Origin of the sequence: Lachnoclostridium sp. MSJ-17 (genome assembly GCF_018918205.1) — a bacterium.
GTDB lineage: Bacteria > Bacillota > Clostridia > Oscillospirales > Acutalibacteraceae > Ruminococcoides.
The window spans coordinates 19,327-30,900 of sequence record NZ_JAHLQB010000112.1 but is presented as its reverse complement, the minus strand read 5'-3'; the positions used below and the strand labels follow the sequence as shown (position 1 = coordinate 30,900).

Below are 11,574 nucleotides of genomic sequence, written 5' to 3'. Positions count from 1 at the left end.
CGAAGACTCCGCCACGGAAAGCGGCTTGAGTACCACGAGATTTTTGAGGCGTGCGACGGCAAAAGCGAGCTTGTCGCGACCTTTCTCGCGACTCTCGAGCTCGTCAAGGGCAAGCGTGTGCGCATTGAGGGCGAGGGCGAGCATGCCGTCGTGAGAATGATTGAAGGGGACAGAGAATGAGTGAATTGAACTACACCGCCGCGATCGAGGCGATACTCTTCGCGAGCGGCTCGTCGGTGGAGGCTTCGCGAATCGCCGAAGCGCTCGAAATCAGCGAAAAACAGGCGGTTGAGTATGCCGAAGCGCTGATTGAGGAGTATAAAGCCGCCGATAGGGGAATAACAATATTAAGACTTGATAATTCCTTCCAGATGATTTCAAACAAGGAATACGCGCCGCAGATACGCACAGTTATGGATCTGCGCCGCAACACGCCGCTTTCGCAGGCGGCTCTCGAGGTGCTCGCGGTTGTCGCCTACAACCAGCCCGTAACAAAGGCGTTTGTCGAGCAGGTGAGAGGCGTTGACTGCAGCGGAGTTATCGGCAGCCTGACGTCTAAGGATCTGATTGAGGAGAAGGGCAGGCTGGAGCTTCCCGGACGTCCGCTTTTGTACGGCACGACGGAGAATTTTCTGCGCTGCTTTAATCTGCGGAGCCTTGACGAGCTTCCGCCGCTTCCCGAGGATGAAAAAAAGGACGAGCCTGAAGCACAAACCGCTGAGGAATAAAAATGAGGGAGGGTTATTTTGCTCTGGCTGTATATATTAATCGGAATAATCCTCTTTTTACTGCTTATTCTGCTCATACCCGTCGGGGTGAGGGCTTGTTATAACGAAGGATTCATCGCGGAGCTGAAAATCGGCTTTGTGACTATAAAGCTTTATCCGCCCAAGCCGAAAAAGCCCAAAAAAGAAAAGAAGAAAAAGAAGAAAGAGCCCAAGAAGGAGAAAAAGCAGGAGGAAAAGCCGAAGGAGAAAAAACCAAGCCTGCTCAAGGAAAAGGGCATAGGCTGGTTTGTCGATCTGATACGGCAGATCGCGGCTCTCGCCGCAGGTGTAATGAAGGATTTCTTCAAGCACCTCGTGATACGCAATTTGCAGGTAAGTATCACCTATGTCGGCTCGGACGCGCAGGATACCGCCGTCAAGTACGGCTACTTCTGCCTTTCGGTATATCCCGCTGTCAGCATTCTCGCTGACGTTGCCCACTGCAGGCACTACGGCGTAGACATCGCGCCGGATTTCAATGAAAAGGATGAGTCCGTATATTACGCCGACATCGACATCAGAATCAGAATCATCTGGGTCGTCGGTCTGGTGTTCAAATACGGCTTCAGAGTAATAAAGCTCCTGCTCGCGCTCAGACGCGGCAAAACAGAGGAGCTTGAAAAATTCCTGAATGAACAGACTTCAAATAAAGGAGAGAGTGATATGGAACATCCAATCGGCAGCTTAATGAACATCACAATGGAAAAAATCAAAGAGATGATCGACGTCAACACCATCGTCGGCACTCCGATCACGGCGGCTGACGGCACGCTGATTATCCCTGTTTCCAAGGTCAGCTACGGCTTTGCCTCGGGCGGTTCCGACCTTCCCACAAAGAAGGAGAACAAGGACTGCTTCGGCGGCGGTTCGGGCGCGGGCGTTACGATCCAGCCTGTAGCCTTCCTGACGGTTTATCAGGGCAACGTGCGTCTGATTCCCGTCGACGGCAACAAGTCGGCGCTTGACGGCGTGATCAACGCGATTCCCGACGTTGTTTCCAAGGTCAAGGAGTTCGTCGGAGAGCGCAAGAAGAAAAAGGAAGGCGAAATTGCCGAGGCGGACGACTTCTCCGAAATAACCGTGGACGATATCGATATCTGAATAAATAAGAGCCCTTCCGCGTAATATTAAGCGGGAGGGATTCCTATGAAAAAGGCAGCCGCAATTTTGCTCTGCGCAGTTTTAGCGTTTATTCCGGTCAAAGCACGCGCCGCGGAGGTTCCCGAAACGGGCGCTCAGGCGTTTGTGCTCTATTGCCCGGACAACGGCGAGATCATCGCTTCAAAGAACGAAAACGAGCGAATGAAGCCCGCAAGCACCACAAAGCTTATGACGACGCTGATTACGCTTGAGAGCGCCGCGAAGGGCAACGATATCATCACCTTTACAAACGAAATGATTGCCGAGGGCAGCTCGATGTACCTCAAGCCGGGTGAACAGGTCACCCTGCGCGATCTTGCGGTCGGCATGATGATGTCCTCGGGCAACGACGCGGCAAACGCGGCGGCGATCACTATCGGCGGCAGCTCTGAGGGTTTTGCTCGGCTTATGAACGAGCGCGCGGCGGAATTCGGCATGAATAATACTCACTTCGTCACGCCGAGCGGACTCGATGACGACGGCCACTACAGCACCGCCTATGACCTCGCTCTGCTGATGGCGGAGGGTCTTAAAAACAAGGATTTCGCTGACCTCACCTCACAGAAAAACGCTCAGGTCGTGTTCCGCGAGCCGCATGACAAGCGCGTGACATATAATAACCACAACCGTCTGCTCTCGCTCTATGAATACTGCATAGGCGGCAAGACGGGCTATACACAGGCTGCGGGCAGGTGTCTTGTTTCCGCGGCAAAAAAGGACGGTCTGACGCTTATTTGCGTTACGCTGAACGATAAAAGCGACTGGAACGATCACATTTCGCTGTACGACTACGGCTTTTCGATGTTCAAGGCGCTGAGCTTCACCGACAGCGAATTCAGGCTCGATGTTCCGCTCGCCGGCGGTGAAAGCGGCTCCGTTCCCGTTGCAGGTGGCAGGGATTTTTCCGCAGTTGTTTCAGCAAACGCCGGGACAGAGCGCAGGGTCATGCTCGACAACTTCCTCTACGCGCCGGTTGAGGAAGGCAGTCAGGTCGGCAGAATAGAATACCTCGCGGACGGAGAGCTTCTCGGCTCGGTACCGCTAATCGCGGCGGCTGACGCGCCTGAACAGCGCAAAAGAGGATTTTTTGACTGGATAAAGGATTTGTTTATACATGGATAAAAAAGAACCGATAAGATTACAGAAATTTTTGGCTCAGTGCGGCATAGCGTCGCGGCGAAAGGCTGAGGAGATGATTTTGCAGGGCAAGGTCAAGATCAACGGCAAGCCCGCTATCCTCGGCGACAAGGTTACGGACAAGGACAAGGTCTTTGTCAGCGGCAAGAGGGTCGTCATGCCCCGAACCAAGTACCGCTACATAATGCTCAACAAGCCGCGCGGCTTTGTCACCACAATGAGCGATGAAAAGGGCAGAAAATGCGTAGCCGAGCTTGTCGCGGACGTAGGCGAGAGGGTATACCCCATCGGCAGGCTGGACAAAGACTCCGAGGGCATGCTTGTTTTCACAAACGACGGCGAATTCGCCAACAAGGTCATGCATCCGCGCAACAGCGTGTACAAGTTTTACCGCGTCACCGTGCGCCCGAATATCACCGAGGAACAGCTAGTCAAGCTCGAGACGGGCGTTGAGATAGACGGCAAAAAGACCGCTCCCGCGATTGTCCACGTCCTCGTACAGGACAAGGAGGCTAACCGCGTAGTGCTCGAGATGATTCTTCACGAGGGCAAGAACCGCGAGATACGCAAGATGTGCGCCGCGGTGGGACTGGAGGTCGCAAGGCTCCGCCGCACACAGATAGGCGGCGTCAAGATGGGTATGCTCAAGCAGGGCGACTGGCGCGACCTGACAGAGAAGGAAGTCAAAAATCTTCTCGCGAACCCGATCGTAAACGGCAGGGTAATTTAAAAATCTATTGTATTTCTTCTCATTTTGTAGTATACTATAAGATGTTTGAGTAATTTGGCATTGGAGGAATAATGTAATGAGTATGGAACAAATCAATGCCGCAAGGGCTGAAATCACAGCGACCTCCGCGTACAAGACAATCACGGAGTTTTTTGACGCTGACAGCTTTTGCGAGATTGACGCTTTCGTTAAATCAGGCGAGGGCTTTGCCGAGGCGGTCGCGGGTTACGGCACCGTTGAGGGCTTGCCCGTTTACGCGTTCGCCCAGAACAGCGATATCAGCGGCGGCGCTCTCAGCAAGGCGCAGACCGCCAAGCTCAAAAAGCTTTACGCTCTCGCGTTAAAGACAGGAGCACCCGTTGTCGGTTTTTATGACAGCGTGGGCGGCAGACTCGCTCAGGGAACAGAGCTTCTCGCGGGCGCGGGCGAGGTGCTGAAATACGCCTCAAAGATTTCGGGCGCGGTACCTCAGGTCTCCGTTGTAACAGGCACCTGCTTAGGTACTAACGCTTTAGCGGCGGCAAGCGCCGATTTTGTTATCATGACAGAGGACGCTCAGCTTTCTCTCGACGTTACAGGCAAGGACGCCGACGCGCAGACAAACGCAAAGAAGGGCACCGCTTCCTTTATCGCGAAGGACAGCTCCGACGCGGTCGCGAAGGCAAGAGAGCTGATGACATATCTTCCCTCCAATAACCTTAATCCCGCGCCGCAGTCCGACAGCGCGGAGCCCGACGGAGAGAACACCAACTGCATCGTCAGCAAGCTCGTCGACGCAGGCTCAAAGCTGCGCATAGCGGACGATTGCGGCGACAACGCGCGTATCCGTCTTGCACGTCTCGGCGGACAGGTCGTAGGCGTAGTCCGCACCACAGGCGGCAGGCTCGACTGCAAATCCGCGAACAAGGCGGCAAAGTTTGTCCGCTTCTGCGACGCTTTCTCACTTCCCGTAGTTACCTTCGTTGACTGCGAGGGCTTTGAGTGTCTTAAAGCCGCATCCAAGCTCACCTCAGCTTATGCCGAGGCTACGACAGCGAAGATTTCAGTCGTTGTAGGCAAGGCTGTAGGATCCGCTTACATCGCTCTCGCGGGCACAGGCGCTAATGCCGACGTGGTTTACGCTCTTCCCGAGGCGGTCATTTCTCCCGTAAATATCGAGGCTGCCGCGTTCATCATGGCTCCCGATGAGATGAAGGTTCCCGTTCCGGAGCAGAAGGCTGCAGCGGAAAAGTTCGCTCAGGAGAAGCTCGGCGCGTTCAACGCCGCTCAGAACGGCTATGTCGACGGCATTGTCGAGCTTTACGAGCTGAGAGCTGCTCTGCTTTCCGCGCTTGAAATGCTCTCGGGCAAGAGGGTACCGACCGTCGCGAAGAAGCACAGCACTATCTGATAAAATACCGTTCCATCGGAACATTACTGACATAAAGGGGAAATCAAACATGAAGAATCTTAGAATCACCGTAAACGGCACCGCGTATGACGTACAGGTCGAGGAGCTTTCAGGTTCCTCTGCACCTGTTGCAGCCGCAGCACCCGCAGCCGCGGCTCCCGCTCCCGCAGCAAAGCCCGCAGCACCCGCAGGCGCGGCAGGCAGCATTGTAGTAAAGGCTCCCATGCCCGGCACCGTTGTTAACGTTGTTGTTTCCGCGGGACAGGCTGTAAAGGCGGGCGACGACCTCGTATTCATCGAGGCTATGAAGATGGAAACTCCCGTTAAGGCTCCCCAGGACGGCACAGTCGCCACGATCGACGTAGCCAAGGGCGAGGCTGTTGATTCAGGCAAGGTACTTGTTACACTGAACTAAAGGGGAGAATCTGCAATATGGCAAAGAAAATCAGAGTAACTGAGACTGCTCTGCGCGACGCGCACCAGTCTTTGATTGCGACAAGAATGACAACCGAGGATATGCTCCCGATTCTCGACAAGCTCGACAAGATCGGTTACTATTCCCTCGAATGCTGGGGCGGCGCGACCTACGATTCCTGCCTTCGCTTCCTCAACGAGGATCCGTGGGTAAGACTCCGCACGATCAAGGATCATTGCCCCAATACAAAGCTCCAGATGCTTTTCCGCGGTCAGAACATGCTCGGCTACCGTCATTACGCCGACGACTGCGTCGAGTATCTCGTACAGCGCTCTATCGCGAACGGCATAGATATTATCCGTATCTTCGACGCGCTCAACGACATCAAGAATCTGCAGACCGCTATCAAGGCGGCTAACCGCGAGGGCGGCCACGCTCAGGTTGCGATAAGCTACACCACCGGTCCCGTTTTCACCGACGAGTATTACGTTGAGTACGCAAAGCGCATCGCTGACGCCGGCGCGGATTCGATCTGCATCAAGGATATGGCGGCGCTTCTCACACCCGTGCGCGCCGAGAGTCTTGTCAAGGCGCTCAAGCAGGCGCTTCCCGAGATGCCCGTACAGCTCCACACCCACTACACCTCCGGTCTTGCTTCAATGTGCCTTCTTAAGGCTGTCGAGGCAGGCGCGGACGGAATCGATACCGCTATCAGCCCTCTCGCTCTGGGCACCTCTCACGCTCCCACCGAGTCAATGGTCGCGGCGCTTCAGGGTACGGAGTACGACACAGGTCTTGATATCCGTCAGCTCGCTGAGATACGCGCGTACTTCATGACTCTGCGCGACAAGTACATCGAGAACGGTCTGCTCGACCACAAGATGCTCGCTACCGACGCGAAGGCGCTGATTTATCAGGTTCCCGGCGGAATGCTCTCAAACCTTCTCTCGCAGCTCAAGCAGGCGGGCAAGGAGGATAAGCTCGACGAGGTTCTGGAGGAGGTTCCGCGCGTACGTCAGGATTCAGGTTATCCGCCGCTCGTCACCCCGACCTCACAGATCGTCGGCACACAGGCTGTATTCAACGTGATCACCGGCGAACGCTACAGCATGTGCACCAGAGAATTCAAGGGCATGGTCGCGGGCGAGTACGGCACGACTCCGATGCCTATCGACCCTGAGTTCCAGAAGAAGATCTGCGGCGACATGGAGATCATCCACGGCAGACCCGCAGACCGACTTGAACCCGAGCTCGACAAGCTCAGAGGCGAGATTTCAGAGTGGATCGAGCAGGAGGAGGACGTTCTCTCCTACGCCCAGTTCCCGAAGGTTGCGCTCGACTTCTTTGAGAAGCGCAGAAACGCCAAGGCAGGCATCAACGGCGATCTGCTCGACAAAGAGAATATGATACACCCCGTATAAGGGCAGAAGATAAGGGACAGCTCCGGCTGTCCCTGATTTTTGTATAAAAAAGAGACCCGATTTTCGTCGGGTCTCAGCTTGTTTATGGATTATTCCGCCTGGATCTTTACGAACTGCTCCTGCATGTACTCGTAAACCTCGGGGTCGAGGTTGCCGAATACGTAGCACTTGTCGAGGTACTCGTCGCTCGGCAGAGTCAGCTCGTTGTTCTTGATCTCATCGTCGAGCAGCTTTACAGCCTCGTCGTTAGCGCAGCCGTAACGGAGATACTTGCAGTTCTCGGCGGCGATTTCGGGCTTCTGCATGAAGTTGATGAACTTCTCGGCGTTTTCCTTGTTCTTGCTGCAGGTGGGAATGCACATAGCGTCATAGAACAGGTTTGAGCCGTAATCGGGCAGGCAGTAGTCAAGATCCTCGTTCTCGTCCATCATAGCGGCGATGTCGCCGGCGTAGTACGGAGCGATCGCGGACTGAGAGGTCTCCATCTCGGTGAATACCTGGTCCATTACGTACTTCTTGAGCAGCGGCTTCTGCTCGCGGAGCTTCTCGCTCGCCTTGTCGATGTCCTCCTTGGTGCAGTTGGAGGGGTCGATGCCCAGAGTCTGCATCGCGATAGCCATTGCGTCGCGGCTGTTGTTGAACATCAGAATGTCGCCCTTGAGATCCTCGTCCCAGAGAGCGTCCCAGTTCTTGGGAGTGTTCTCGACCTTTGTCTTGTCGTAAACAAGAGCTGTAACGCCCCACTGATAAATAACGGTGTACTTGTTGTCGGGGTCGCAGTCAAGACCCTTGAAGCGGTCGTTGATATACTTGTAATTCGGAATGTTGTCGTAGTTGAGCTCGAGCAGCATGCCTTCCTTAATCATCTTCGAAATCATGTATTCCGAGGGAACAATAACGTCGTAGCTGACGTTGCTGTTTTTGAGCATATTGTAAAGGTCCTCGTTGGTCTCGTAGGTGGTGTAGTTGACCTTGATGCCCGTTTCCTTCTCGAATTCCTCGATAACGTTCATCAGACCGTCCTGACCCTCAGCGATATACTCGCCCCAGTTGTACACGTTTACTTCTCCCGCGTCGGCTTTGCCGCAGCCCGCGAACATTGCCGCGAAGGAGCCGAGCATAACAACGCAGAGAGCGATGGCTAAGATTTTTTTCATTTCCCAATCCTCCAAAATAATAATATAAGTCACCTTGTGACGGGATAACAATTTTTACAGACTCATTTTTCTCTTTTCAGCCCTGCGGTCGCGGATATTTATCAGCACCATTATAATAATGATAACGAGGAAGAGCAGGGTAGATAGAGCGTTTATCGTCGGTGGGATCTTGCGGCGGAGCATGCCGTAGATCTCCGTGCTGAGGTTCTGGAACCTCGCGCCCTGTGTGAAGTGAGTGATGACAAAGTCGTCGAGCGAGTAGGTAAAGCTTATCAGCGCGCCCGAGAAGATACCGGGCATAAGCTCGTGGATTACGACCTTGCGGAACGCCTGAAACGGAGTGCAGCCCAAGTCGAGAGCCGCGTCATAAAGGCTCGAGTCCATTCTGCGGATACGCGGCATAACGTTGAGCACCACGAACGGAACGCAGAAGCAGATGTGCGAGAGCAGAACCGTTCCGAAGCCCATCTCGAAGTTGAAAAGCACGCCGAGGAATGTAAAGAGCAGCATCAGCGAAACACCCATTACGATATCGGGGCTGATGATCGGAATATTTGACGCGTTCTGCACGAGCATGCGCGTTTTTCCTTTCAGATTGCTTATGCCTATCGCCGCGGCTGTGCCGAGAATCGTCGCGAAGAACGAGGCGAGAAACGCCACGAGCAGCGTATTTGTGAGAGCGTTCATGATCGAGCTGCTCTTGAATAGCTGAATGTACCAGTCAAAGGTAAATCCGCCCCATGCAGCCGAACGGCTCTTGTTGAACGAATAGAAGATGAGCACCGCTATCGGCGCGTACATGAACACCATTATCAGCGCAATGTAGATTTTTGTGAGAATACCTCTGTTTTTCATTACGCAATCGCCTCCTCATCGCCGAACAGGTTCATCAGTACGAGGAACACGAGAATAAATATCATCAGTACGAGCGAGATCGCCGCGCCGATGTGGTTGTTTGTGAAGAAAATCTTGTCGATGATATCACCGATCATTATGTCGTCGGTGCCGCCGAGGTACTGAGCTACGACAAAGGTACTCGCGCTGGGCACGAAAACCATCGTTATGCCCGAGATAATTCCGGGAATGCTGAGCGGAAAAACAACCTTGCGGAAAACCATCAGCTTGTTGGAGCCGAGATCCTGAGCCGCCTCGATAAGACCCTTGTCGATCTTGCCCATAACGGTGTAGATCGGCAGCAGCATGAAGGGCATGTACTCGTAAACCATGCCGACGATGACCGCGGCGGTGTTGTTGCTGTAGGAGCCGTGGATACCGATTGCCGAGAGCAGGGTATCGAGAGGGCCGCCGCTCTGGAGCAGCAGCACCCATGCGTAGATGCGGAGCAGAAAGTTCATCCACATCGGGATCATCAGCAGCATGATTACCGTATTCTGCGTTGACTCGCGCATCTGGGTTATCATATACGCAAGAGGGTAGGCGATGATCAGGCACAGTACGGTCGAGAGCAGCGCGATCCACAGCGACTTGAGAAACACGTTGGTGTACTCAAACGCCGAGGCGAACGCGTCGAGCGAAAAGCTTCCGCTGTTGTCAGTGAACGCGGTTATGCCTATCATAACCAGGGGGATCATCGTGAAGATTACCATCCAGACGAGGTAGGGAAGTGAGAGAAGCTTTGATTTCATCTTTCAGCCTCCCCTTCAGCAGGTTCGGGGTCAAGCACCTCGAACTGCGCCTTTGTAAAGTCGAAGCTGAGCGGAACGTAGGTCGCGACCTGCTCGTCGGTATCGCTGAGCATCAGCCACTTGCGCTCGTCGGACTCGAGAATGATCTCGTTGTGTTCGCCCTTGTAGACGACGGACTCGATGTAAACGTCCTGCAAATCTCCGGTACCGTCTCCGGCGAGAGAAAGAGCCGACGGCGGAAGCGTGATTCTGAGCCTTGTTTCCTCGGGGAAGAAGTGACCGTCGACCTTGATGGTCTCGCCCTCAAGCTCAAATTCAAAGTAATTTTCAGCCTCGTCGCTGCTGACGACAGAGGTTTCTATTATATTATCATAGAAGGGCAGGAGCTTGTTCATGATCTGGATATTGAACGGAACGACGCTCATGCCAACCGTGGTGCCGACTTCGGCGCTTCTTGTTGAGTGAACGAGGATCTCGCACCTGCCGCAGCGGATGCTCATCTCGTAGTGAACGCCCTTGAAGGTGAGCTTCTCGACGACGCCCGTCAGCTGACCTTTTTCGGGAGGTGTGATGATGATGTCCTCCGGACGGATAACCACATCGACGGGAGTGTTTTTGCCGAAGCCCTTGTCGACGCACTCAAGCTCCTTGCCGAGAATGCGGATGCGGCAGTCGTCGATCATCGTGCCGTTGAGGATATTCGCCTCGCCGATGAAGTCGGCTACGAAGGCGTTGACCGGCTCGTTGTAAATATCCTCGGGCGTTCCGATCTGCTCGATAACGCCGTTGTTCATAACAACTACCCGGTCACTCATTGTGAGCGCTTCCTCCTGGTCGTGGGTTACGTAGATGAAGGTCTTTTGGGTGTTCTTCTGAATCTCCTTGAGCTCGAGCTGCATGTCCTTGCGCAGCTTGAGATCGAGCGCGCCCAACGGCTCGTCAAGGAGAATGATATCGGGGTCGCATACGAGAGCGCGGGCGATCGCCACACGCTGCTGCTGACCGCCGGACAGCTTCTGCACGGGACGCTTCTCGTAGCCCTTGAGGTCGACTACCGCGAGCATCTTTGTGACCTTCTGTTTTATTTCATTCTTCGGCAGCTTTTTGAGCTTTAATCCGAAGGCGACGTTGTCATATACATTTAAATGCGGGAACAGCGAATATTTCTGAAAGACAGTGTTGACGTTTCTCTTGTGCGGCGGCAGGCCGTTGATTCTGTTGCCGTCAAAAATCACGTCTCCGCTTTCGGGCTCTACAAAGCCTCCGATAATGCGCAGCGTCGTGGTTTTTCCGCAGCCGCTCGGGCCGAGGATCGTCACAAATTCCTTTTCATGAATATCAAGGTTGATGTGGTTGAGAATTACCTCTCCGTCGAATCTGACGAAAATATCCTTTAAGGATACAATCACCTTTTTAGATGTCTGTTCCATTTATGCACCCCTGTTCTGTTTCAAAATATCGGTTACGGGCATATTCGCCTACAAAACCATTTTAGATTATATTCGAATAACCGCGAAATGTCAAGGATTTAGTATCGCGCTGAACTGTTAATAAACGGCAATAACACTGCGTTAATTAATTCACCGAATGAAATCCTGCGGAAAATTGCGGTAAATATACGATATTGATATAATAGTGGTAAAAAATTGAGACGGCGCTAAAAGGAACATAGCGGGCGGAAATACCAAAAAAATTTATCAATTCGCACAACAAAATGAATTAAATAAAAATTCAACAAAATATTTGTTATTAATTTGTAATAAAAACCATA

The 11,574-nt window shown here is 53.3% G+C and carries 12 protein-coding genes; 8 read left to right on the top strand and 4 right to left on the bottom strand.

Going from position 1 to position 11,574, the window contains the following annotated elements; all coding sequences use genetic code 11:
- The 8 genes from KQI64_RS09335 to KQI64_RS09300 all read left to right on the top strand — a co-directional run.
- On the top strand, positions 1-180 hold a 180-nt coding region (locus KQI64_RS09335; RefSeq protein ID WP_330623088.1), incomplete at its 5' end, for a hypothetical protein.
- The gene (gene scpB, locus KQI64_RS09330; protein ID WP_216524491.1) at positions 177-728 is read left to right on the top strand and encodes an SMC-Scp complex subunit ScpB; all 552 of its coding nucleotides are present in this window, start codon (positions 177-179) and stop codon (positions 726-728) included. The genes KQI64_RS09335 and scpB, both read left to right, overlap by 4 nt.
- A gap of 18 nt (positions 729-746) precedes the next feature.
- A complete protein-coding gene (ytfJ, locus tag KQI64_RS10665; RefSeq protein ID WP_216524490.1) occupies positions 747-1,868 on the top strand; it encodes a GerW family sporulation protein in 1,122 nt (373 codons plus the stop codon).
- A 45-nt stretch (positions 1,869-1,913) separates the two neighbouring features.
- Entirely contained in the window at positions 1,914-3,029 is a 1,116-nt protein-coding gene (locus tag KQI64_RS09320; protein ID WP_216524489.1) for a D-alanyl-D-alanine carboxypeptidase family protein, read from the top strand.
- The gene (locus tag KQI64_RS09315; RefSeq protein WP_216524488.1) at positions 3,022-3,774 is read left to right on the top strand and encodes a pseudouridine synthase; all 753 of its coding nucleotides are present in this window, start codon (positions 3,022-3,024) and stop codon (positions 3,772-3,774) included. Before KQI64_RS09320 ends, KQI64_RS09315 begins: the two co-directional genes overlap by 8 nt.
- Before the next feature lie 76 nt (positions 3,775-3,850).
- Positions 3,851-5,164 carry a carboxyl transferase domain-containing protein gene (locus KQI64_RS09310; RefSeq protein WP_216524487.1) on the top strand — a complete coding sequence of 438 codons (1,314 nt, stop codon included), beginning with the start codon at positions 3,851-3,853 and terminating at the stop codon, positions 5,162-5,164.
- Between the two features lie 49 nt (positions 5,165-5,213).
- Entirely contained in the window at positions 5,214-5,579 is a 366-nt protein-coding gene (locus KQI64_RS09305) for a DUF2118 domain-containing protein (protein WP_216524486.1), read from the top strand.
- Between the two features lie 8 nt (positions 5,580-5,587).
- Entirely contained in the window at positions 5,588-7,000 is a 1,413-nt protein-coding gene (locus tag KQI64_RS09300) for an oxaloacetate decarboxylase subunit alpha (protein ID WP_334299541.1), read from the top strand.
- Positions 7,001-7,089: 89 nt separating this feature from the next.
- Here KQI64_RS09300 and KQI64_RS09295 read toward each other — a convergent pair whose 3' ends face one another.
- Genes KQI64_RS09295 through KQI64_RS09280 form a run of 4 tightly spaced genes read right to left on the bottom strand, consistent with a single transcriptional unit; the run spans position 7,090 to position 11,233 of the window.
- A complete protein-coding gene (locus KQI64_RS09295) occupies positions 7,090-8,157 on the bottom strand; it encodes an ABC transporter substrate-binding protein (RefSeq protein ID WP_216524481.1) in 1,068 nt (355 codons plus the stop codon).
- 54 nt (positions 8,158-8,211) lie between these two features.
- Entirely contained in the window at positions 8,212-9,012 is an 801-nt protein-coding gene (locus KQI64_RS09290; RefSeq protein ID WP_216524479.1) for an ABC transporter permease, read from the bottom strand.
- Entirely contained in the window at positions 9,012-9,803 is a 792-nt protein-coding gene (locus tag KQI64_RS09285; RefSeq protein WP_216524478.1) for an ABC transporter permease, read from the bottom strand. The genes KQI64_RS09290 and KQI64_RS09285 overlap by 1 nt, the downstream gene beginning before the upstream one ends.
- Positions 9,800-11,233 (bottom strand): ABC transporter ATP-binding protein, encoded by a 1,434-nt coding sequence (locus tag KQI64_RS09280; RefSeq protein WP_216524476.1) that lies wholly within the window; start codon positions 11,231-11,233, stop codon positions 9,800-9,802. Before KQI64_RS09280 ends, KQI64_RS09285 begins: the two co-directional genes overlap by 4 nt.
- Positions 11,234-11,574 lie beyond the last annotated feature (341 nt).

Bases quoted from the DNA above. Each gene is read 5' to 3' on its own strand.
- scpB (WP_216524491.1), top strand. From the start codon at position 177: ATGAGTGAATTGAACTACACCGCCGCGATCGAGGCGATACTCTTCGCG.
- KQI64_RS09320 (WP_216524489.1), top strand. From the start codon at position 1,914: ATGAAAAAGGCAGCCGCAATTTTGCTCTGCGCAGTTTTAGCGTTTATT.
- KQI64_RS09315 (WP_216524488.1), top strand. From the start codon at position 3,022: ATGGATAAAAAAGAACCGATAAGATTACAGAAATTTTTGGCTCAGTGC.
- KQI64_RS09310 (WP_216524487.1), top strand. From the start codon at position 3,851: ATGAGTATGGAACAAATCAATGCCGCAAGGGCTGAAATCACAGCGACC.
- KQI64_RS09305 (WP_216524486.1), top strand. From the start codon at position 5,214: ATGAAGAATCTTAGAATCACCGTAAACGGCACCGCGTATGACGTACAG.
- KQI64_RS09295 (WP_216524481.1), bottom strand. From the start codon at position 8,157: ATGAAAAAAATCTTAGCCATCGCTCTCTGCGTTGTTATGCTCGGCTCC.
- KQI64_RS09290 (WP_216524479.1), bottom strand. From the start codon at position 9,012: ATGAAAAACAGAGGTATTCTCACAAAAATCTACATTGCGCTGATAATG.
- KQI64_RS09285 (WP_216524478.1), bottom strand. From the start codon at position 9,803: ATGAAATCAAAGCTTCTCTCACTTCCCTACCTCGTCTGGATGGTAATC.
- KQI64_RS09280 (WP_216524476.1), bottom strand. From the start codon at position 11,233: ATGGAACAGACATCTAAAAAGGTGATTGTATCCTTAAAGGATATTTTC.